Genomic DNA, 19,243 nt, shown 5'->3' with positions numbered 1-19,243 from the left:
GACATCAGGTCGGCACGGTCGCAGACGGTTACAGGAGTCGCCGGCCGGCCCTAGGCTGTTCCCGCAGAGACATCCGCCGACCTGGGAGAACGCAGCCCCGGAGCCGATCCGGCAGAGCTTGGAGCCGCCCGTGTTCTATTACGTGCTCAAGTACGTCGTCCTGGGGCCGCTGCTGCGGTTGTTCTTCCGCCCCGTCATCAAGGGGATGGAGAACATTCCGGCCGACGGCGGAGCGATCATCGCCGGCAACCATCTGTCCTTCTCCGACCACTTCCTGATGCCGGCCATCATCAAGCGGCGGGTCACCTTCCTCGCGAAGGCGGAGTACTTCACCGGACCCGGTGTGAAGGGCCGTCTGACCGCCGCGTTCTTCCGCAGCATCGGTCAGATCCCGGTGGACCGGTCGGGCAAGAACGCCGGGCAGGCGGCGATCCGCGAGGGGCTCGGGGTGCTGGGCAGGGGCGAGCTGCTGGGGATCTATCCGGAGGGCACCCGTTCGCACGACGGCCGGCTCTACAAGGGCAAGGTCGGTGTGGCGGTGATGGCCATCCGGGCGCAGGTTCCGGTGGTGCCGTGCGCGATGGTCGGCACGTTCGAGATCCAGCCGCCCGGGAAGGTCGTCCCGCGCATCAAGCAGGTCACCATCCGCTTCGGCGAACCGCTGGACTTCTCCCGCTACGCCGGTCTGGAGAACGAGAAGGCGGCGATCCGGGCGGTCACCGACGAGATCATGTACGCGATCCTCGGTCTCTCCGGTCAGGAGTACGTCGACGAGTACGCGGCCAAGGTGAAGGCCGCCGAACAGGAGGACGGTGCGGGGAAGTTCCCGAAACGTCGACGCTGACGGCGGATTCGCGGTCGGTGAACCCCGCTGGTCGGGACGGTGCGCAGGCTCTAGCGTCCGGTGTATGAGCAAGGGACATGCATGGGTGCTGGGAGCGACAGGTCAGATCGGGCGGGCGGCGGTGCGCTCGCTCGTCGAGGACGGCTGGGACGTCACCGCCGCCTCGCGCGGCGGTGGCCGTGACACCAGCTGGCACGAGGACGTCCGGACGGTCGCACTGGACCGCGACGAGGACGGTGCGCTCGCGGCGGCGCTGGGCGACGGCTGTGACGTGCTGGTCGACATGGTGGCGTACGGAGAACCGCATGCCCGGCAGCTGACGGCGCTCGCGGACCGGGTCGGCTCCGCGGTGGTCGTCTCCAGCGGTGCGGTGTACGAGGACGACCACGGTCGCAGTTTCGACACGCAGGGCGAGCCGGACGGGGCGCCGCGCTACCCGGTGCCGCTTCCGGAGTCGCAGGCCACGGTCGCGCCGGGCGGGGCCACGTACGCGACACGGAAGATCCGGCTGGAGCGGGACCTGCTGGCGGCGGGTGAGTCGCTGCCGGTCACGCTGTTGCGGGCGGGCGCGGTCCACGGTCCGTACTGCCGCTCGCCTCGGGAGCTCTACTTCGTGAAGCGGGCCCTGGACGGCCGCACGCGGCGGGTCCTGGCGTACGGGGGAACCTCGCGCTTCCATCCCGTCCATGCCGCCAATGTGGCGGAGCTGATCCGCCTCGCCGCTCTGAAGCCGGGCTCGCGGGTGCTCAACGCCGCCGATCCGCAGGCACCGACGGTCGCGGAGATCGGCGAGGCGGTGGATGCGGTGCTGGGCCGGAGCGCGCAGACCGTGCTGATGCCGGGGGACGCCACGCCGGAGGGCGTGGGTGGGACACCCTGGAGCAGCCCGCATCCCATCGTCTATGACATGAGCGCGGCTGAGCGGGAGCTCGGGTACCGGGCGGTGACGGACTATGCCGAGTCGCTGCCGGAGACGGTCGAGTGGATCGCCGGGCAGCTGGCGGGCCGCGACTGGACGGACGCCTATCCCGCGATGGTGCGGTCCTACGGCACCGGGCTCTTCGACTACGCGGCGGAGGACGCCTGGCTGGAGCGGTACGACCGGGAGGCGTGAACCGGGCCCCGCCCCTGCGGACGGGCCGCCGGAAACCTGCCGGCGGCCCGTCCTGTCAATCAGGTGCTACGGCTTCGGCGTGGCGTGCGGGGTGCACGTCACATCGCGCCGGTCGGTCTTCCCGGTGAGCAGGTAGTTGTCCACCCGCTCGTTGACGCAGGGGTTGACCAGGCCGGTGACGCCGTGCGATCCGGCCCCCTCCTCGGTGATGAGGCGCGAGCCGCGGAAACGCTTGTGCAGTTCGACGGCGCCCTCGTACGGAGTCGCGGCGTCGCGCGTGGACTGCACGATCAGCACCGGGGGCAGGCCCTTGCCGGTACGGACGTCCAGCGGGGTCTGCTGCTTGGCCTGCCAGGTCGCACAGGGCAGGTTCATCCAGGCGTTGGCCCACGTCATGAACGGGTGGTCCTTGTGCAGCCGGGTGTTGTCGCGGTCCCACTTCTGCCAGCTGGTGGGCCACTTGGCGTCCGCGCACTCGACCGCCGTGTACACGGCATTGCTGTTCTCGGCACGGATGTTGCCCGCCGTGTCCGACAGGTCGGGGGCGGCGGCGTCGATCAGTGCCTGGGTGTCGCCGGCCCGGTAGGCGCTCCAGGTCCGGGCGGTGGGCGCCCAGGCGGAGTCGTAGTACGGGGCGCTCTGGAAGAACCCGATGAGTTCGGCGGGTCCGAGGACGCCGCCGATCGGGCTCTTCTTGGCGGCCGCACGCAGCGCCAGCCACTCCTGCTCGACCTTCTGGGGCGTGTCGCCGATGTGGAAGGTGGCGTCGTTGGCGGCGACCCAGGCCTTCCAGTCGCCCCAGCGCTTCTGGAAGGCGATGTCCTGGTTCAGGTTGGCCTGGTACCAGATGTTGTCCTTCGACGGGTCGACGACGCTGTCGACGACCATGCGGCGGACGTGCGACGGGAAGAGCGTGCCGTAGACCGCGCCGAGGTAGGTGCCGTAGGAGACGCCCAGGTAGTTGAGCTTCTTCTCACCGAGCGCGGCACGGATGACGTCCAGGTCACGCGCGGTGTTGGGGGTGGTCATGTGCGGCAGCATGTCGCCGCTGCGTTCGGCGCAGCCGTCGGCGTACTCGGCGGCGAGCTTGCGCTGGGCGCGCTTGTCGGCCTCGGAGTCGGGCACCGGGTCTGCCTTGGGTACCTTCACGAACTCCTGCGGGTCGATGCAGGAGATCGGCGCCGAGTGGCCGACGCCTCGGGGGTCGAAGCCGACGAAGTCGTAGGCCTTCGCCGTGTTCAGCCAGAGCGGGCTCTTCGTCGCGATCCGCTTGGGGAACGCCATGCCCGAGCCGCCGGGGCCGCCCGGGTTGTAGATCAGGGCGCCCTGGCGCTCACTGCTTGTTCCGGTGCTGACGTGCCGGTCGACGGCTATCTTGATCTGCTTGCCGTCGGGCCTGGCGTAGTCGAGCGGGACGGTGACCCATCCGCACTGGATCGGCGCGGCGATGGCCCAGTCGGCCGGACAGTCCGCCCAGTCGATGCCGGCCCCGGCCGCGCGTGCCGCGGCCAGCTGGACGCCGCGCGCCTCGGAGCCGTTGTGGTGGCGGCCGCCGGCGGTGGCAGCCGGTGCGGCTATCGCGCTCGCTATGAGCGTGCCCGCGATCAGAGCCCCGGCCGAGCCGAGCGCTGCTGTGCGTCTCAAGTGGAACCTCCCCCATGGTGAAGCGCCTTCGGGTGCGGCGCTGTTCAGTAGGTGCCTCCTGCGGATCCTGTCTCCTGTGAGCCGCCTGAGAACAGGTCGCGCCCCTACTTCTTTACCGAATCGATAACCGGACATCGGTGTCCTGACAGCGGTGTTCAGCTGATCGCGTGGCCGGCCAGTCCGGCCGCCGTCCGGTCCAGCACGGAGCGCAGGTCCCTGGCGTCGGCAGCGAGAGCGGTCACCAGGACTGCGGGGCCCTGGAGCCGGGTGAGTACGGCGGTGGATCCCAGCAGCCGGGTCTCCGGGCCCTTGTCGTCGAAGGCCGGGTCCACGACGAGCAGTTGGCCGATGGCTCGGTGCCCGCCGAGCACGGCCGGGCCGTCCCAGCCGCCGGGTGCGCCCGGCCCGTACGCCAGTTGCTGATCGAGGAGCGGGCGTCCGCAACGGCGGACGGTGAGCCTGCTCAGGAGTGTGCCGGTGGCCTCTCCGTGCCGGCCGAGCACCTGTTCCTCGCGCAGCATCAGCCGTGCGGTGGGGGCGAGTTCGACGGTCGTGGTCATCAGGAGTTCACTGCCGTGTGCCGAGATGAGCTGTTCGGGAAGCCAGTTGAGCTCGGCTCCCTCCTCCACGTTCAGCGCGATGCCGTAGTGGGCCGGTACGTCTTCGGGGCCGGGAAGGGCGACCGTGGCCGCCGCCGAGTCGACGGTGAGCCGGGCGCCCTGCCCGGCCCGCACCTCGACGGCGAGCCGGTCACCGCCGAGCGGGGCGCTCATCGCGCCGACGACAGTGACGCGCGCGGTCCCGGGTAGGGCGGCCCTCGTCCGTCGCAGGGCGAGCGGACCGTCACTCTCCAGGACGGGGAGCGTGGTGACACCGCGCCCGTCGCGTACGGCGGTGATGCGGGCGTCGGCCCGGACGCTCATGCGGTCCAGGAGGCGAGCCGCCCCCGTACCCAGTCCGCGACCGGCCCGACCCCTTCGCCCGAGGTGAGCGAGGTGAAGGCGACGGGCAGGTCGCCGCGCTGCTGTGCGGCGTCGCGGGCCATCCGGCCGAGGTCGGAGCCGACGTACGGCGCCAGGTCGGTCTTGTTGATCACCAGCAGGTCGGATGTGGTGACGCCGGGGCCGCCCTTACGTGGGATGTCGTCGCCGCCCGCGACGTCGATGATGAAGATCTGGGCGTCCACGAGTCCCTTGGAGAAGGTGGCCGTGAGGTTGTCACCGCCGGATTCCACGAGGATGAGGTCGAGTGGTCCCACGGTGTCCTCCAGGTCCTCGACGGCTTCGAGGTTGGCGGATATGTCGTCGCGGATGGCGGTGTGCGGACAGGCTCCGGTTTCGACGGCCTGGATCCGCTCCGGCGGCAGCACCGCGTTGCGCAGCAGGAAGGCCGCGTCCTCACGGGTGTAGATGTCATTGGTGACGACGGCCAGGGACAGCTGGTCGCGCAGGGCGCGGCAGAGCGCGGCCACGGTCGCGGTCTTCCCGGATCCGACCGGCCCGCCGAGGCCGATGCGCAGGGCCCGGCGGGTGCCGTCGGGGCGTGCGGCATCGGCGCCGACAGCGGCCGGGCCCGGGTGGGAGTGGTCGAGGTGCATGGTGCGGCTCCTGTGCGGTTCGGGCGGCGTGCCGTTCGGCGCGCCGGGGGTCATGAGGCGAAGAGCCGGACCGGCCGTACGGCGTGGACCTCGGCGGAGATGTCGAGCAACGGGGCTGAAGCGGCGGGCAGTTCATCAATGGATCCGTGCGCGGCGGCAGCGGCCCGCTCGGCAACGCGGTCGAGCTCGGGGGCAAGCCGGGCCAGGACGGCGGTGGCGTCGTACGGGTTGAGGGAGAGCAGCCGGACCACGGCTGTGGCCGGTCCGCCGACCGTCTCGTACGCGGCGCAGTGTGCGGCGTCCTCGGGCCCGAGCCCTGCCGCACGTGCGGTCAGGCCGAGCACGACCGGCTGATGGCCGCCGCGCGGCCGGGCCAGGGCGAATGCGTCGAGTTCCTCGCCCGGCCAGGTCGCACGGGCGGCCCTCATCAGTTGCCGGCCGAGCTTGCGCGCGGTCGCCCGCAGCGCGGGTGAGGGCGTACGGGCGTCTGCCGCCTCGTCCAGGGCCAGTGGATCGTGCCCGTGGGCGGCCGCTGCGGCGAGCGCGGCGGCGGTGAGCCCGGCCGTGTGCAGACGGCCCCGGCAGAATTCGGCGAGGTCGTCGGCGTTGCGGATGCGTCCCGCCACCACGGCGGCCTCGGCACCGCCGGAGTGGGCGTGGCCACCGGCGGGAAACCGGCCGTCGGCCAGAACGAGCAGGGCGGCACGGCTCATCCGTCGTCCGTTCTCAGAAGAGGAAATAGCGCTGGGCCATGGGGAGTTCGGCGGCGGGGGCCGGTTCGACCGGATCGCCGTCGATCGTCACGGCGAAGCTGTCGGGGTCCACGTCGACCCGGGGCAGCGCATCGTTCTCCCGCATATCGGCCTTGGTGACGCCCCGGGTACTGGTGATCGGCACGAACCGCTTCCCCAGCCCGAGCCGCTCGGGCAGCCCGTCCTCGATCGCCGCACCCGACACGAAGTTGAACGAGTTGGCGGCCGGGGCCCTGCCGACCGCACCGAACATCGGACGCGGCAGGACGGGTTGCGGGGTGGGGATGGAGGCGTTGGCGTCGCCCATCTGTGCGTACGCGATCTGGCCGCCCTTGATGACGGTCTGCGGCTTGACCCCGAAGAAGGCGGGTTCCCACAGGACCAGGTCGGCGAGCTTGCCGGTCTCCACGGAGCCGATCTCCCGGTCGAGCCCCTGGGCCACCGCCGGATTGATGGTGTATTTGGCGACATAGCGACGGACTCGGTGATTGTCGGCCCGCCCGTCGCCCGGCAGTGCGCCGCGCCGCCTCTTCATCACGTGGGCGGTCTGCCAGGTGCGCAGGACGACCTCGCCGATGCGCCCCATGGCCTGTGAGTCGGAGGAGATGATCGAGATGGCACCGAGGTCGTGCAGGATGTCCTCGGCCGCGATGGTCGAGGGCCGGATCCGGGACTCGGCGAACGCCAGGTCCTCGGGCACGGCAGGGTTCAGGTGGTGGCACACCATCAGCATGTCGAGGTGTTCCTCGATGGTGTTGACGGTGTGCGGCCGCGTCGGGTTGGTGGAGCTGGGCAGGACGTACGGCTCCGAGACGACGCTGATGATGTCGGGTGCGTGCCCGCCACCCGCACCCTCGGTGTGGTATGCGTGAATGGTGCGCCCGGCGATGGCGGCCAGGGTGTCGGCGACGAACCCGGCCTCATTGAGCGTGTCGGTGTGGATGGCGAGCTGAGCCCCGGTCTCCTCGCAGACGCGCAGGCAGGCATCGATGACGGCGGGTGTCGCACCCCAGTCCTCGTGGATCTTGAACCCGAGTGCTCCACCCCGCAGTTGGGAGTGCATGGCGTCATGGGACATCGTGTTGCCCTTGCCGAGCAGTCCGATATTGACCGGGTACGCCTCCAGCGACTCGAACATCCGGGCAAGGTGCCAGGGACCCGGGGTGATGGTGGTCGCCCTGGTGCCCTCGGCCGGTCCGGTGCCGCCGCCGACCAGGGTGGTGATGCCGCTGGAGAGCGCCTGGTCCACGAGGGTCGGCGAGATGAAGTGGACATGGGCATCGATGGCGCCTGCGGTCAGGAACTTCCCGTTGCCCGAGATGATTTCGGTCTCGGGTCCGATCACCAGGTCCGGATGGACGCCGTCCATCGTGTCCGGGTTGCCGGCCTTTCCGATCCCGGTGATCCGGCCGTCGCGGATACCGATGTCCGCCTTGACGATTCCCCAGTGGTCGATGACGACGGCGCCGGTGATGACCGTGTCCGGGGCGCCTTCGGCGCGGGTGGTCCGCGCCTGCCCCATGGATTCACGGATCACCTTGCCGCCGCCGAACACCGCCTCGTCGCCCGCGAGTCCGGGTCCGCCGCAGCGGTCCTCCTCGATCTCCACGAGCAGGTCGGTGTCGGCGAGACGGATCCGGTCGCCGGTGGTGGGGCCGAACAGGTCGGCGTACACGGCGCGGTGGAGCTCAGTCATCGAGGGGGCCTCCGGTCTCGCCGCGCAGGCCCGGGACGATCCGCCGCCCCGCCAGCGGGACGAGTTCGATGTCGACGGGGATGCCGGGTTCGAACCGGACGGCGGTTCCTGCGGCGACGTTCAGCCGCAGTCCTCGGGCGGCCGCGCGGTCGAACGCGAGGCCGGGGTTGGCCTCGGCGAAGTGGTAGTGCGAACCGACCTGGACCGGCCGGTCGGCCGCGTTGAGGACGGTGAGGCGGACGACGGGCCGTCCCGCGTTGAGCGGCACCGGCTCGTCCGCGTACAGGATCTCTCCGGGGATCACGAGCGCCGCCCCGTCAGACGATCGGGTCGTGGACGGTGACGAGCTTGGTGCCGTCGGGGAAGGTCGCCTCGACCTGCACGTCGTGGATCATCTCGGCTATGCCGTCCATGACGTCGTCGCGGGTGAGCACCTTGCGTCCGGACGCCATGAGTTCGGAGACCGTACGACCGTCGCGCGCCCCCTCCAGCAGGTGGGAGGTGATGAGGGCTATGGCCTCGGGGTGGTTGAGCCGCAGTCCGCGCGCGCGGCGCTTCCCGGCCACGTCCGCAGCCACATGTATGAGCAGGCGTTCCTGCTCGTGCGGGGTCAGTTGCACGTGTCCACCTCACAGTCGTCCGCCCAGTACCGGCCCTGGGCGCAGCGAGACACTAGCCGCCTTCAACAGTCTGTTGAACGTCGAACCGGTGCCGCACGGCGAGGTATTGCACGTTAGAGCCGAAGTTTTTCCGGCGCGTTAACTGGCCCTTTGCAGATCCATGGACATCAGCCCGCGCAGACCGCTTTCGAGGAGCTCGGGCGTCGCGTCGCCGAACATGGCGAGCTGGGTGATGAACCCCTGGGCGGTGGCGATCAGCGTGCGCGCGATGTCCTCGTCGGGCACCTCGGCCGAGAGCATCCCGCTCTCGCGGTACACCCCGACCAGTTCCGCCCAGGAGATCCGCAGACCTGCGTAGGCCTCGCCCAGGGTGGCCGCAAGCCGCTCACTGCGCAGCGTCTCGGACCACACCTGCACGATCAGTCCGGCGTACGCCCGCCGGTCCAGCCCGCCCCTGCCGCCCGCCTCCTCGCCGAACAGGGTGCGCACCACCCGGCCGATCAGGACGTCGGGGGTGGGCGGCGGACTGACGCGGGCGGCACGCTCGAAGGCCAGCCGGACACCGCCGACCGCCTCCCCCGCGATGGCGGCGATCAGGTCCTCCTTGCCGGTGAAGTAGCGATAGACCGCACCGGCCGACAGCCCGACCTCCTTCAGGACGTCCTGCATGGAGGTTGCATGGAATCCGTCACGGGCGAAGCAGCGTGCGGCGCCGTCGAGGATCTGCCGACGGCGGGCGTCGAGGTGTTCCTGGGATACGCGAGCCATGCCCCCCAATCTAAAACGAACATTCATTCTTGACAACCGTGACACCTCGGGGGACAGTGACGCCATCACGTAAAACGAACGATCCTTCTCTTTGAATCGAGGTTCCCGTCATGCCCGCTGCCCCGAACCGCCGTTTGGTGGCGGTCGTCCTCCTGGTCCCCGTGGTGGTGGCGCTCGCCCTCTGGGCCTTCGCCTGGCCCGCCGCCCGGATGGCCCCACGGGATCTCCCCGTCGGCGTCGCCGGTTCCGCACCCGCGGCCGATCAGCTCCAGCAACGCCTCGAACAGCAGGACGGCGCCTTCGAGATCCACCGGTACGACTCCGCGAACGCCGCCCGGACCGCGATCAAGGACCGGGCCGTATACGGCGCGGTGGTCGTGAGCGCGAAGGGCCCCGAACTGCTGACCGCGTCCGCGGCCGGCCCGGTGGTCGCCCAGCTCCTGCACGACGCGGTGACGGCTTCGGCCCCGGCCGGTTCCTCCGTGCCGGTCACCGACGTGGTGGCGGCGCCTTCCACGGATCCGCGTGGCAGCGTGCTCGGCGCGAGCATCCTGCCCCTGGCGATCGCGGGCGTGGCGGCCGGCTCGGCCGTGACACTGCTGCGCCTGCGCGGCGGGCGCGCGGCCGTGGCCCTGCTCGGTGTGGCCGCCCTGGTGGGTGTCATCGCCGCCGCGCTCACCGACAGCTGGCTCGGAGTGCTCACCGGCGACTGGTCGAGCGAGGCGGGCGCCCTCGGCCTCACCGTGCTCGCCATCGGCGGCACCGTGGCGGGGCTCGCGGCCCTGATCGGACCGGCGGGCATCGGCCTCGGGGCCCTGCTCATGGTCCTGATCGGCAACCCGTTCTCCGGCGTCACGAGCGCGCCCGAGCTGCTCCCCCGGCCCATCGGCGCGCTGGGCCAGTGGCTGCCACCGGGCGCGGGCGGTTCGCTGCTGCGCTCGGTCGCCTTCTTCGACGGTCACGCGGCGGGCGGAGCGGCCCTGACCCTGACCGCGTGGGCCGTACTCGGCCTGACCGCGGTCCTCATCGGCGGCCGCCGCCGGGCCCGGGCCCCCGAGACCCCCGAGCCGGCACCCGTACGACAGGCCGCCCTGGCGGGCTGAGGCCGACCACCGGAAGGCCGTGACCCCGCCGCCGCGGGTGCACGGCCTCCCGGCACATCAGGTCAGCGTCCGGGTTCCGGATCCTGCTGCCCCCGGTGTTCCGCGGCGATCCCGAAGCGGCGCGGAGCACCGGGAGCGGACGCTGCGGAGCCGATCGAGGAGACCGAACTGATCACCTGCTCACGCTCGGCCTCCTCCTCGCTCTCCAGCCGCTCCAGGTCAGCGGCCGACACGAACGCCACCAGCGGCTTGCCGTGCCGCGTCACGACCACGCGCTCGCCGCCGTAGACGACTCGGTTGATCAGTTCGGCGAGCTCAGCTCGGGCTTGCGTCACCGGAATCTCGTAGGCCATGTCCTCCAGCCTATGCAATGTCCGCCCGGTCCGTCGTAGTCCCTGGCCACAGCGCTCATCCAGGTCAGAGGGCTCAGGACTCATGGAGCGGGCGGGGTCGGCAGATCCTGGAGAGCCGGCCGCAGGATCTTGCGCGTGGCCGTTCTCGGCACCGTGTCGACCCGCACGATCCGGGTGGGAAGCACGCATGCGGCGAAGTGCCGGCGCAGATAGTCCCGCAGCTCGCTGTCCGTGAGTTCGGCCGGGGTGTGCGCGCAGCACACGTTCCATCTCCTCCAAGGACACCGTTTCACCCCGCACCTTGGCGACGTTCTTGGTGCGACCGGTGAGGACGAACACGGTGCGGCCCGACTCGTCGTCGACCGTCTGATGTCCCAGGTCCTGCGAGTGGAACCACCCGCCGCGGAACGCCTTCGCGGTGGACGCCTCGTTGTTCGCGTACCGCGACATGACGTTGTGGCCACGGATACAGATCTCCCCCGTCGCGCCCGGCTCCGCGAGGCTGCCGTCCGGCAGCAGAACCGCCACCTCGTTTCCGTGCACAGGGATACCGACGGACGGGATGTCGGCGTCGAGAACCAGATGCCGGTACGCCTCGTCGGACAGGTCCGTCGGCATGGTCACGGAGAAGTTCGTCGTCTCCGTCAGGCCGTATCCCTGTATCACGCGCGCGCCGATCCGGTCGTGCACGGCGCGGGCGGTCATCGTCGACAACGGTGCCGCAGCCGAGACGAAGTAGCCGAAATTCCCGGGCAGTTCGCGGCGGCGCCAGGTCTCGGTCAAGGCGTCCAGAAGGCTGGGGACGACGCTGGCCACCCTCGGCCGGTACGTGGTCAGCAGCTCGGGACAGCCGAACGGCTCCCAAGCCGTGATGGCGACGGCGTTGGCGTGGGTCTCGGCCACCAGCTTGGACGCTGCGCGAGGTAGGAGCAAGACAGCAACGAGGCCCGAGGAGTTGAATCACCGAAAGGCGCGCGGGACACACCCCGCCCCGGGCGATACTCAGGCCGGAATGGATCAGTGGAGTTGTCATGGAGACCAGAGAGACAGTCAGGGCCGTTTTGCTGGACAGCGCTGATCGGCTTCTCATGTTCAGACTGGTGGACTCTGAGGGTGTACCAAGATGGACATGTCCAGGCGGTGGCCTCAAAGAAGGCGAGGGGTTGGACGAAGCTGTTCGAAGAGAGCTTCGGGAAGAAACCGGCTTGGTCGCCGTTCAGGTGGGACCGCTGGTGTGGGTGGGTACGCCTTGGATCACGCATCGACGTGGATACGCACAACTAGTCAAACAGTCCTACGTGCTCGTGCGCACGATTTCGACGCAGGTTGACCATCGCAGCCTCCAGGACCACGAGCGCAAGTCCATTAAGGGGTACAGGTGGTGGAGTCTCTCCGAGCTCAAGGCAACACCTGAGCGGCTCCTTCCGGACGACGACCTGGTTCCGCAACTGGAGTCGATCCTGAAGTACGGCCCCCCGCCCAAACCGGTAACCGTTTCCGGGTAGGCAAAGGTTCATGTGGCAACGGGGCGATAGATCCGCCGCTCTCCGGCGACATATCCGGTGCTCTCCGGCGCCCGGGCAAGGACCCTCGTTCACCGCCGACCGTCGCGGGCGCCGTATACGTACCGCATGTGGCGCTGGGAGCGCGCGTAGCCCTCATCCGGAAGAACCTTTCCACAAACGAGCTCGAAAGAGTCGTCATGGCCGAGGGAGCGACTCGGTTGAGCTCGCAGACCTTGCAACGAGGGGCATCGCTCCTCGCACCCTCCATTGACGTGGCGGCCCTCGTGGACAAGGTGCGTCTTGGAGTGCACGTACATCGGGCCGTACTCGCCGATCGGTGGTACGGCCCGCGTCGCACACAGCTGCGCAGCGGTTCGAGGGCGCGTGGTCCGGCGGTTTCGCTCGGGAGCGCAGAGAGCAGAGCGAGAGCAGATGTCGACGGACGCGCCCCGCCGGCGCTCTGGTCCTGTCTGTTCATCGCACCCCGGCCGGCCGTTCACGGCTCCCCCATCACAATCTTCTGTACGTCCTGTACATTTCTCACAGAAGCGTGCGCGGGACGCCTTCCGGGCCTCCGCGCGCCCCGGAGGAGAGGCCACGCCATGCACCGCCCTGCCGCCCGCCATGTACTTCCCGAGTTCACCGAGCGCACGTCCCAGGGGACCCGGACGCTCGACCCGTACTCCAAACTGCTGGCCGAACGGGTCGTGTTCCTCGGCACCCCCGTCGACGACACCGCGGCCGGCGACCTGGTCGCACAGCTCATGTACCTGGAGCACGACGCGCCGGACCGGGCCATCTCGCTCTACATCAACTCCCCCGGCGGCACGTTCGGCGCCATGACCGCCGTCTACGACACGATGATGTTCCTCACCTGCGAGGTGGAGACCTTCTGTCTCGGCCAGGCAGGGGCCGGCGCGGCCGTGCTGCTCGCGGCAGGCGCTCCGGGCAGGCGGCACGCTCTGCCGGGTGCCCGTGTGGTCGTGCAGCAGCCCGAACTCGCCGAGCCGGTGCAGGGACAGCCCTCCGACCTGGAGATCGAGGCACGGGAAGTGGCCCGTATGCGCGAAACGCTGACCGGCATTCTGGCCCGTCACACCGGCCGCCCCGCCACGCAGATCACCGCCGACACCGAACGCGATCTCATCCTCGACGCCGAGGGCGCCAAGGACTACGGGCTGGTCGACCACATCATCCGCAACCGCTCACTGTCGCTGCCTCCGCACCCGGCACGGTGAATCCCCGATGCCGTCACCGGAGTTCCCGCCACTGCCCGCCCTGACCCGCGCGGAGGGCGAGTTCATCGACCGTTACCTGCAAGTCCTCGACCAGGTGGGCCGGATCAATCCGGCCCACGGCGGCGACACCTACGGCGCGCTGCGCGCCGCCCAGGCACTGGCTTCGTTCGCGGCCGCTCTGCGGGACGCACTCGCCGTGATGCACGAGCGGGGCGAATCCCGGATCCACGCGGCCACGTTGACCCGGGCGCTACGCGTACTGGATGGCGAACGACGCTCCGGGCGGGTCACCATCCCGCCCGCCCCGCCGAGTTGATCAGCCCTCCGGCTCGACACGCCCGACGCGTCGACCGAATTTTCTCGCTCGTTCGGCGTAGACGTTACTTCGCACGAGGGACAACTCGATTTGCGCAATCGAGGTGGACGATGGGTGAAATCTCCCGTTCCGCCGCTGGTACGGCACTGGCCGGCGAGCGCCGGGAGTTTCCCGTAATGACACCTGTCCACCCGAACGGGTCAGTCGTGATGAGCCTCACATATCGCCGTTTCGCCTCGGAAATCCGGCACTCGGTGAGTCAAGATCCCTGGGACGACAAGCCCCCGCCACCGCGGCGGGGCGGTCCGGGCGGACGCCGAGTCCTGCCGCCGTCCGGATGCCTGGTCGACAGGAGTGGATCGGCAGGAGTGGAGGACCCGAGCACAACGGGCCGACCGGATTCCGGTCGACCCTCGGGGTGAAGCCGCATCTGCGGCCGGGCAACTTCGCCAGCCCGAACCCGACAGGTCATCCTTCACAGGCGGCTGACGAAGGGTTGCGCATGACTGCGCAGGTTCATGTCCCGTCTCTGCTCGCCCGGGCCACGACGGCCTCGGCCATGACTCTCGCCGCTGTCGGCGGCACGTTGTTCGTTCCCGGCGCCGTGACCGATGCCCAGGCCGCGACACATTCGATGAAGGCGCTCAACATCGCCGCCTCCAAGAAGGGGGCGCCCTACCGGTGGGGCGCGGCCGGGCCCAGCCGTTTCGACTGTTCCGGGCTGACGCTCTACTCGTTCAAGAAGGCGGGCAAGAAGCTCCCGCGCACGGCCCAGCAGCAGTACAACAAGACCCGCCACATCTCGTCCTCCAGCCGGCAGCGCGGCGATCTGGTCTTCTTCCATTCCGGCCGCAGCATCTACCACGTGGGCATCTACGCGGGCAGCGGCAAGATCTGGCACTCGCCCAAGACCGGGGCCGTGGTCCGCCTGGAGAAGATCTGGACGAAGAGCGTCTACTACGGCCGGGTCCGCTGAGGCCCCACCCCGGTCCGCGGCCGACGGGTCCGCCGAGGCCTCTCCCTCGTCCCTGCCCGCGCTCCCGCCTCAGTGCAGCAGCGGACCGGTCACCAGGACCAGCCCCAGTGCGGTGAGTGCCGCGCCGCTGCCGCCCTCGATCGCCCGGGCGGTACGCGGCCGGCGCAGCCACCGGCCCAGGCGGTCCACCAGGAGCGCCACGGCCGGGAACCAGATCAGCGCCAGCACCACGACGATCGCGGCCAGCAGCAGCGTTCTGGGCAGCGGCGCCGCCCCGGTGGGCACGAACTGCGGCAGAAGGCTGAGGAAGAGCACGGGCGCCTTGGGATTCAGCGCATTGGTGAGGAAGCCCTGGCGCAGAGCGCGCCCGGTGCCCCTCGCGGCCCGCGCGCCGCCCTCCTCGCCCGGCCCGGCCTCCGGTCCCGGCCGTATGCGGTGCCGGGCCGCGTACAGGGCGCTGATGCCCAGGTAGAGGACGTATGCGCCGCCCAGGAGCTGGACGGTCCGGAACAGCACGGGCACCGCCACCAGCACGGCCGCCAGACCGGCGACGGCAAGAGCGGTGTGGACGAGGAGGCCCCCGGCAACCCCCAATGCCGTCGCGACCCCCGCCGCACGCGAGGCGAGGGCGTTGCGTACGACGACGGTGAAGTCCGCGCCGGGCAGCGCGACCATTGCGGCGGCGACCCCGACGAAGGCAGTGAGCTGTGCGTCCATGGCTCCACCCTGGACCCCCGGAGCCTTTAGCATGTACTTGCAATCTTCTGGGTCTGCCAAAAGGAATGCTTAATGTACGACCCCACACGGCTCGCGGCGCTCGTGGCGGTCGCCGAGGCCGGCTCGATCACCCGGGCCGCCGCCCGCCTGGGGTACACCGCCCCCGCGCTCTCCCAGCAGCTCGCCAAGCTGGAGCGCGAGGCGGGTGCGGCGTTGCTGGTGCGCCACCACCGTGGCGCCCGCCTGACTGCCGCGGGCGAACTGCTTGCCGGGCGCGCCCGGCGGGTCCTCGACGAGATGGACCAGGCCCGCCACGAGCTGGCGCGCCTCGCCGGGCTGTCCGGCGGGCGCCTGCGGGTCGGCACCTTCACCACGGCGGGCGTCCATCTGCTGCCCCCGGTGCTGAGCGCGTTCCGCCGGGCCCACCCGGACGTGGAACTGGTCGTCACCGAATACGAACCACCGGGCGGGGTGGCAGCGGTGGCGGCGGGCGAGGTGGATCTGGCACTGACCCATGCCTATGAGCCGGCTGCCGCGACGGCACTGCCCTCGGGCATCCTGGCCGAGCCGCTCCTGATCGAGGAACTGGTCCTGATCACTGCTGTCGGGCAGGTCCTGGCCGACGGCAGCGGACGGCTCCCGGTCACGGAGCTGGCAGGCCGGCCCCTGATCAGCAGCGCGCCCACCCATCCGCCGCGCCGCGGGGTGGAGAGCGCGCTCGCCGAGGCGGGGGCGTTGCCGGCGGTGGTCTGCGAGTCACCGGGCTATGCGCTGGTGTGTGCTCTGGTCAGCGCGGGCATCGGCATGGCGGTCGTACCCGAGATGGTCGCCGCGATGTCGCCGACGCCGCTGTCCGTGAGGCGGCTGGAGCCGGCCGCGTTTCGCCGGACGATCTCGGTGGTGCACCGCGGTGACCGCACGAGCGCTGCGGCTGCGACGCTGCGGGCTCTGTTGCGCAGCGGATTCGGGCGGGCCGCCGCGCCTCAGTGACCGGAGTGCGCGGCGGGGCAGTCACTGCTGGACGGGTACGTGCCACGGCAGTGCGATCCAGACGGTCTTTCCGCCGTCCGGGGTGGGGGTGACGGCCAGCCGGCCACCGTACTCCTTGGCCAGCGAACGGATGATCACCATGCCGCGCCCGTTGTCCTGCTGCACGGCCGCCGGGAGCCGCTGGGGCCAACGGGGGTGACTGTCCGTCACCCCGAGGCGCAGCTCTTCCTCCCGTTCCAGCCGGAGGTCCACGGTGAAGGTGGGTGACTGTCCGAAGGTGTGCTGGACGGCGTTGGTCGCGAGCTCCGAGACGATGAGCCGGACCGTCTCTCCTGTGTCCGTACCTTCGGGCAGTCCCCATTCGGCCAGTACCCGGGCCACATACCGCCGTGCCGCGGAGACCGAAACCGGCTCGCTCGGCAGAGTGACGCTTGCTTCTTGATGGTCTGCCATGGCGAGTCCGTCCCTTTCCCACCCGGAAGCGACCCCGCGATCGATGGTCCGGGTTGTGCTTCGCGCCAGATTGCCACTGATGCTGCCCTCTGTGACGGCGATCCACCAAGATATGCATATATCTGTCGCTCAAAGCGGTGAACTCTGCCCCGGATACCCCGTAAGGGCGCCACACTGTCCGATCGGCAGGGAGCGTTCGACAGGAACGGGGAGGGAGCACGGCATGCAGCACGGCCCTGCGGTACGACGCCGCAAACTCGGGGAGGAACTGCGAAGTCTGCGCCATGCGTCGGGACTCACGAGCCGGGACGCTGCCCGTCTGCTCGGCTGGCACCAGTCGAAGGTCAGCCGGATCGAGACCGGCGTGAGCGGGGTGCAGACCGGTGATGTGACCCGGCTGCTCGACGCGTACGGCACGGACGACCCGAAGTTGCGCGAGGTCCTGGAGGCGCTCGCGGGTTCGGCGGGCGGCGGGGGCGCGGGGTGGTGGCACGCGTACCGCGGTCTGATCCCGCCGCAGTACCGCGACTTCATCAGCCTGGAGTCGCAGGCGCGCACAGCTCGCACACTGGAGACGTCAGTGGTTCCAGGCCTGTTGCAGACCGCCGACTACGCCCGCGCGGTGACCCGGGCCTCGCTCGACGGGCTGCCCACCGGACAGCTGGACTCGCTGGTGGAGGTACGGCTGGCGCGGCAGGGGGTCCTGCGGAGCGATCCACCGCTGAGGCTGAGCGCGGTGCTGGACGAGGCGGTACTACGACGGCAGGTCGGCGGCCGCCTGGTGATGCGGGAACAGCTGCGCCACCTCAGCCGGGTGGCACAACTCCCGCATGTACAGCTTCAGTTGCTGCCGTTCTCGGTCGGCGGCTATGTAGGCCTCACTGGACCTTTCGTTATCTTCTCCTTTCCGAACACTTCTGATCTGGATGTGGTCGTTCTCGACCATCTGATGAGTAGCCTCTACTTGGAGCGGAAAGAAGACCTTGAGGCGTACAGCTCGGCCTTCCGCACCCTGCAGGCACACGCGCTGTCGCCGGAGCACTCGTTGGAACTGATCGCCGCAATCGACCGCGACGGTCAGTGACCCCGGACTGCCCGAGGGGGGCGTCATGTCGGATTGCCTCGCACAGCACGCGTTACGGTGGCGGCGCAGCAGCCGCAGCACGGGAATGAACAACTGCGTGGAGGCCGCACCGCTCGGCGGCCGGCGACTGGCCGTGCGTGACTCCAAGGACGTGTCCAGGCCGCCGCTGCAGTTCTCTGCCGCCGCCTGGACCTCCTTCGTCACCGCCCTGAACAGCGGTCCGGTCGGCTGACCCGCCGGGCGGGCCGACGCTCGGACCACCGTCCACCGGCGGGTCAGCCCGCCGGCGCGGTCCGCCGTACGATCGCCACCGCCCATGCGATCTGCTCGTCGGTCAGGTCGGCCCGCGCGGTCAGCCGGAGCCGGGAGATGCCGTCCGGTACGGACGGCGGCCGGAAGCACCCGACCGCGATGCCGGCCGTACGGCAGTCCGCCGCCCAGCGGACGGCCGCCTCGGCCGAGGGCGCGCGCACGGAGACCACGGCCGCGTCGGGACGGACCGCGGTCAGACCGGCCGCGGTCAGCTGCTCGTACAGTGCGGTGGCGACCGTACGGGCCCGGCCCGCCCGTGCCGGCTCGCGGCGCAGCAGCCGCAGGCTGCCCAGTGCGGCGCCGACCGCGGCCGGTGCGAGACCGGTGTCGAAGATGAACGTACGGGCGGTGTTGACCAGGTGGTCGATGACGCGCGCCGGGCCGAGGACCGCGCCGCCCTGGCTGCCCAGGGACTTGGAGAGGGTGAGCGTGGCGACGATGCCGTCACTGCCCGCCAGGCCCGCCGCCGCGAGCGCACCGCGGCCGCCGTCCCCGAGCACTCCCAGGCCGTGGGCGTCGTCGACGAGCAGCGCGGCGCCCTCCGCGCGGCAGGCGTCGGCCAGTTCGGCCAGCGGCGCGGCGTCGCCGTCGACCGAGAAGACCGAGTCCGTGACCGCCAGGGACCTGCCCCGGTGCGTGTGCAGGGTCTTGCGTACCGCTTCGGGGTCGGCGTGCGGCACCACGGCCGTCTCGGCGCGGGAGAGCCGGCAGCCGTCGACGATCGAGGCGTGATTGCCCGCGTCCGACACGATCAGCGAGCCCCGGGCGGTCAGGGCGGTGAGCGCCGCGAGGTTGGCGGCATAGCCCGAGGACAGCACCAGGGCGGCTTCGAAGCCGCAGAATTCGGCCAGTTCGTGTTCGAGCTCGGCGTGCAGCGCGGTGGAACCCGTGACCAGCCGGGAGCCGGTGGCACCGCCGCCCCAGCGGCGTGCCGCGTCGGCCGCCGCGGCGGTCACCTGCGGATGCCGGGTCAGGCCGAGGTAGTCGTTGCTCGCGAGGTCCAGCAGGTCCGGATCGACGGGCCGCGGCCGGAGCGTCCGGACGAGTCCGGCGTCCGCGCGGCGGCGCGCCTCGTCGTCGATCCAGTCGAACGGGGCGAAGGGCATGAGCGGGTCCCTTTTGTAGGCAGCTCACAGACCCTAACCGGGGGCGCAGCCGGGC

22 protein-coding genes, 1 pseudogene and 1 riboswitch are annotated in these 19,243 nt (G+C 70.5%); of the genes and pseudogenes, 10 read left to right on the top strand and 13 right to left on the bottom strand.

Translation table 11 applies throughout. From position 1 onward, the window contains the following. The first annotated feature begins 130 nt into the window (after nucleotides 1-130). Both OG912_RS31745 and OG912_RS31740 read left to right on the top strand, forming a co-directional pair. On the top strand, nucleotides 131-844 hold the full coding sequence (locus OG912_RS31745) for a lysophospholipid acyltransferase family protein (protein WP_327712318.1): 714 nt from the start codon (nucleotides 131-133) through the stop codon (nucleotides 842-844). A gap of 64 nt (nucleotides 845-908) precedes the next feature. Then, the gene (locus OG912_RS31740) at nucleotides 909-1,958 is read left to right on the top strand and encodes an NAD-dependent epimerase/dehydratase family protein (RefSeq protein ID WP_327712317.1); all 1,050 of its coding nucleotides are present in this window, start codon (nucleotides 909-911) and stop codon (nucleotides 1,956-1,958) included. 66 nt (nucleotides 1,959-2,024) lie between these two features. Here OG912_RS31740 and OG912_RS31735 read toward each other — a convergent pair whose 3' ends face one another. The 8 genes from OG912_RS31735 to OG912_RS31700 form a co-directional block, all read right to left on the bottom strand. Then, the gene (locus tag OG912_RS31735) at nucleotides 2,025-3,602 is read right to left on the bottom strand and encodes an alpha/beta hydrolase (protein ID WP_327712315.1); all 1,578 of its coding nucleotides are present in this window, start codon (nucleotides 3,600-3,602) and stop codon (nucleotides 2,025-2,027) included. A gap of 155 nt (nucleotides 3,603-3,757) precedes the next feature. After that, on the bottom strand, nucleotides 3,758-4,525 hold the full coding sequence (locus tag OG912_RS31730; RefSeq protein WP_327712314.1) for an urease accessory protein UreD: 768 nt from the start codon (nucleotides 4,523-4,525) through the stop codon (nucleotides 3,758-3,760). Beyond that, nucleotides 4,522-5,199, bottom strand: coding sequence for an urease accessory protein UreG (gene ureG / locus OG912_RS31725; protein ID WP_326734803.1), 678 nt, complete (start codon nucleotides 5,197-5,199; stop codon nucleotides 4,522-4,524). Before ureG ends, OG912_RS31730 begins: the two co-directional genes overlap by 4 nt. A gap of 50 nt (nucleotides 5,200-5,249) precedes the next feature. Then, nucleotides 5,250-5,912: an urease accessory protein UreF gene (locus tag OG912_RS31720; protein ID WP_327712313.1), complete on the bottom strand. Its 663-nt coding sequence runs from the start codon at nucleotides 5,910-5,912 to the stop codon at nucleotides 5,250-5,252. Between the two features lie 13 nt (nucleotides 5,913-5,925). Continuing rightward, nucleotides 5,926-7,647: an urease subunit alpha gene (locus OG912_RS31715; protein ID WP_327712312.1), complete on the bottom strand. Its 1,722-nt coding sequence runs from the start codon at nucleotides 7,645-7,647 to the stop codon at nucleotides 5,926-5,928. Beyond that, nucleotides 7,640-7,951 (bottom strand): urease subunit beta, encoded by a 312-nt coding sequence (locus OG912_RS31710; protein WP_327712311.1) that lies wholly within the window; start codon nucleotides 7,949-7,951, stop codon nucleotides 7,640-7,642. Before OG912_RS31710 ends, OG912_RS31715 begins: the two co-directional genes overlap by 8 nt. 13 nt (nucleotides 7,952-7,964) lie before the next feature. After that, nucleotides 7,965-8,267 (bottom strand): urease subunit gamma, encoded by a 303-nt coding sequence (locus OG912_RS31705; protein ID WP_326734807.1) that lies wholly within the window; start codon nucleotides 8,265-8,267, stop codon nucleotides 7,965-7,967. A 138-nt stretch (nucleotides 8,268-8,405) separates the two neighbouring features. Then, nucleotides 8,406-9,035: a TetR/AcrR family transcriptional regulator gene (locus OG912_RS31700; protein WP_327712310.1), complete on the bottom strand. Its 630-nt coding sequence runs from the start codon at nucleotides 9,033-9,035 to the stop codon at nucleotides 8,406-8,408. Nucleotides 9,036-9,145: 110 nt separating this feature from the next. Here OG912_RS31700 and OG912_RS31695 point away from each other — a divergent pair, with 110 nt between their 5' ends. Then, nucleotides 9,146-10,138, top strand: coding sequence for an ABC transporter permease (locus OG912_RS31695; protein ID WP_327712309.1), 993 nt, complete (start codon nucleotides 9,146-9,148; stop codon nucleotides 10,136-10,138). Nucleotides 10,139-10,200: 62 nt separating this feature from the next. Here the strand turns inward: OG912_RS31695 and OG912_RS31690 are convergent, their stop codons facing one another. Both OG912_RS31690 and OG912_RS31685 read right to left on the bottom strand, forming a co-directional pair. Then, a complete protein-coding gene (locus tag OG912_RS31690) occupies nucleotides 10,201-10,491 on the bottom strand; it encodes a type II toxin-antitoxin system Phd/YefM family antitoxin (RefSeq protein WP_327713592.1) in 291 nt (96 codons plus the stop codon). A 498-nt stretch (nucleotides 10,492-10,989) separates the two neighbouring features. Then, nucleotides 10,990-11,307 (bottom strand): annotated as a pseudogene (locus tag OG912_RS31685) (AMP-binding protein); the annotation flags it as partial. A gap of 215 nt (nucleotides 11,308-11,522) precedes the next feature. Here OG912_RS31685 and OG912_RS31680 point away from each other — a divergent pair. The 4 genes from OG912_RS31680 (at nucleotide 11,523) to OG912_RS31665 (ending at nucleotide 14,526) form a co-directional block, all read left to right on the top strand. Next, nucleotides 11,523-11,996, top strand: coding sequence for an NUDIX domain-containing protein (locus OG912_RS31680; RefSeq protein ID WP_327712308.1), 474 nt, complete (start codon nucleotides 11,523-11,525; stop codon nucleotides 11,994-11,996). A 602-nt stretch (nucleotides 11,997-12,598) separates the two neighbouring features. After that, nucleotides 12,599-13,234 (top strand): ATP-dependent Clp protease proteolytic subunit, encoded by a 636-nt coding sequence (locus OG912_RS31675; protein ID WP_327712307.1) that lies wholly within the window; start codon nucleotides 12,599-12,601, stop codon nucleotides 13,232-13,234. 7 nt (nucleotides 13,235-13,241) lie between these two features. Continuing rightward, on the top strand, nucleotides 13,242-13,550 hold the full coding sequence (locus OG912_RS31670; RefSeq protein ID WP_327712306.1) for a hypothetical protein: 309 nt from the start codon (nucleotides 13,242-13,244) through the stop codon (nucleotides 13,548-13,550). Between the two features lie 328 nt (nucleotides 13,551-13,878). Continuing rightward, nucleotides 13,879-14,049, top strand: a riboswitch (cyclic di-AMP (ydaO/yuaA leader). A gap of 3 nt (nucleotides 14,050-14,052) precedes the next feature. Continuing rightward, the gene (locus tag OG912_RS31665; RefSeq protein WP_327712305.1) at nucleotides 14,053-14,526 is read left to right on the top strand and encodes a C40 family peptidase; all 474 of its coding nucleotides are present in this window, start codon (nucleotides 14,053-14,055) and stop codon (nucleotides 14,524-14,526) included. A 69-nt stretch (nucleotides 14,527-14,595) separates the two neighbouring features. Here OG912_RS31665 and OG912_RS31660 read toward each other — a convergent pair whose 3' ends face one another. Further along, nucleotides 14,596-15,243: a LysE family translocator gene (locus tag OG912_RS31660; protein ID WP_327712303.1), complete on the bottom strand. Its 648-nt coding sequence runs from the start codon at nucleotides 15,241-15,243 to the stop codon at nucleotides 14,596-14,598. Nucleotides 15,244-15,315: 72 nt separating this feature from the next. On the opposite strand from OG912_RS31660, the gene OG912_RS31655 reads away from it, so the two are divergent. Continuing rightward, nucleotides 15,316-16,233: a LysR family transcriptional regulator gene (locus OG912_RS31655; protein WP_327712302.1), complete on the top strand. Its 918-nt coding sequence runs from the start codon at nucleotides 15,316-15,318 to the stop codon at nucleotides 16,231-16,233. 21 nt (nucleotides 16,234-16,254) lie between these two features. On the opposite strand, the gene OG912_RS31650 is transcribed toward OG912_RS31655, so the two are convergent. Then, complete coding sequence (locus OG912_RS31650; protein ID WP_327712300.1) at nucleotides 16,255-16,686, bottom strand: ATP-binding protein; 432 nt, start codon at nucleotides 16,684-16,686, stop codon at nucleotides 16,255-16,257. Between the two features lie 223 nt (nucleotides 16,687-16,909). Here OG912_RS31650 and OG912_RS31645 point away from each other — a divergent pair, with 223 nt between their 5' ends. Both OG912_RS31645 and OG912_RS31640 read left to right on the top strand, forming a co-directional pair. Further along, nucleotides 16,910-17,770, top strand: a complete 861-nt coding sequence (locus OG912_RS31645; protein ID WP_327712299.1) for a helix-turn-helix domain-containing protein — start codon at nucleotides 16,910-16,912, stop codon at nucleotides 17,768-17,770. Nucleotides 17,771-17,795: 25 nt separating this feature from the next. Next, nucleotides 17,796-18,002: a DUF397 domain-containing protein gene (locus OG912_RS31640; protein ID WP_326734820.1), complete on the top strand. Its 207-nt coding sequence runs from the start codon at nucleotides 17,796-17,798 to the stop codon at nucleotides 18,000-18,002. Between the two features lie 43 nt (nucleotides 18,003-18,045). On the opposite strand, the gene OG912_RS31635 is transcribed toward OG912_RS31640, so the two are convergent. Then, nucleotides 18,046-19,188, bottom strand: a complete 1,143-nt coding sequence (locus tag OG912_RS31635; RefSeq protein ID WP_327712298.1) for an 8-amino-7-oxononanoate synthase — start codon at nucleotides 19,186-19,188, stop codon at nucleotides 18,046-18,048. Between the last annotated feature and the right edge of the window lie 55 nt (nucleotides 19,189-19,243).

Origin of the sequence: Streptomyces sp. NBC_00464, assembly GCF_036013915.1 — a bacterium.
In the GTDB taxonomy this organism is placed as follows: Bacteria; Actinomycetota; Actinomycetes; order Streptomycetales; family Streptomycetaceae; genus Streptomyces.
The sequence above is the reverse complement of the archived record's forward strand: the minus strand, read 5'-3'. Positions and strand labels throughout refer to the sequence as shown.

What these genes read in the sequence shown, in the direction of transcription:
- OG912_RS31730 (WP_327712314.1), bottom strand. Translation starts at nt 4,525, where the DNA reads ATGAGCGTCCGGGCCGACGCCCGCATCACCGCCGTACGCGACGGGCGC.
- OG912_RS31680 (WP_327712308.1), top strand. Translation starts at nt 11,523, where the DNA reads ATGGAGACCAGAGAGACAGTCAGGGCCGTTTTGCTGGACAGCGCTGAT.
- OG912_RS31645 (WP_327712299.1), top strand. Translation starts at nt 16,910, where the DNA reads ATGCAGCACGGCCCTGCGGTACGACGCCGCAAACTCGGGGAGGAACTG.
- OG912_RS31650 (WP_327712300.1), bottom strand. Translation starts at nt 16,686, where the DNA reads ATGGCAGACCATCAAGAAGCAAGCGTCACTCTGCCGAGCGAGCCGGTT.
- OG912_RS31660 (WP_327712303.1), bottom strand. Translation starts at nt 15,243, where the DNA reads ATGGACGCACAGCTCACTGCCTTCGTCGGGGTCGCCGCCGCAATGGTC.
- OG912_RS31665 (WP_327712305.1), top strand. Translation starts at nt 14,053, where the DNA reads ATGACTGCGCAGGTTCATGTCCCGTCTCTGCTCGCCCGGGCCACGACG.
- OG912_RS31720 (WP_327712313.1), bottom strand. Translation starts at nt 5,912, where the DNA reads ATGAGCCGTGCCGCCCTGCTCGTTCTGGCCGACGGCCGGTTTCCCGCC.
- OG912_RS31690 (WP_327713592.1), bottom strand. Translation starts at nt 10,491, where the DNA reads ATGGCCTACGAGATTCCGGTGACGCAAGCCCGAGCTGAGCTCGCCGAA.
- ureG (WP_326734803.1), bottom strand. Translation starts at nt 5,199, where the DNA reads ATGCACCTCGACCACTCCCACCCGGGCCCGGCCGCTGTCGGCGCCGAT.
- OG912_RS31675 (WP_327712307.1), top strand. Translation starts at nt 12,599, where the DNA reads ATGCACCGCCCTGCCGCCCGCCATGTACTTCCCGAGTTCACCGAGCGC.
- OG912_RS31635 (WP_327712298.1), bottom strand. Translation starts at nt 19,188, where the DNA reads ATGCCCTTCGCCCCGTTCGACTGGATCGACGACGAGGCGCGCCGCCGC.
- OG912_RS31700 (WP_327712310.1), bottom strand. Translation starts at nt 9,035, where the DNA reads ATGGCTCGCGTATCCCAGGAACACCTCGACGCCCGCCGTCGGCAGATC.
- OG912_RS31715 (WP_327712312.1), bottom strand. Translation starts at nt 7,647, where the DNA reads ATGACTGAGCTCCACCGCGCCGTGTACGCCGACCTGTTCGGCCCCACC.
- OG912_RS31655 (WP_327712302.1), top strand. Translation starts at nt 15,316, where the DNA reads ATGTACGACCCCACACGGCTCGCGGCGCTCGTGGCGGTCGCCGAGGCC.
- OG912_RS31670 (WP_327712306.1), top strand. Translation starts at nt 13,242, where the DNA reads ATGCCGTCACCGGAGTTCCCGCCACTGCCCGCCCTGACCCGCGCGGAG.
- OG912_RS31695 (WP_327712309.1), top strand. Translation starts at nt 9,146, where the DNA reads ATGCCCGCTGCCCCGAACCGCCGTTTGGTGGCGGTCGTCCTCCTGGTC.
- OG912_RS31740 (WP_327712317.1), top strand. Translation starts at nt 909, where the DNA reads ATGAGCAAGGGACATGCATGGGTGCTGGGAGCGACAGGTCAGATCGGG.
- OG912_RS31640 (WP_326734820.1), top strand. Translation starts at nt 17,796, where the DNA reads ATGTCGGATTGCCTCGCACAGCACGCGTTACGGTGGCGGCGCAGCAGC.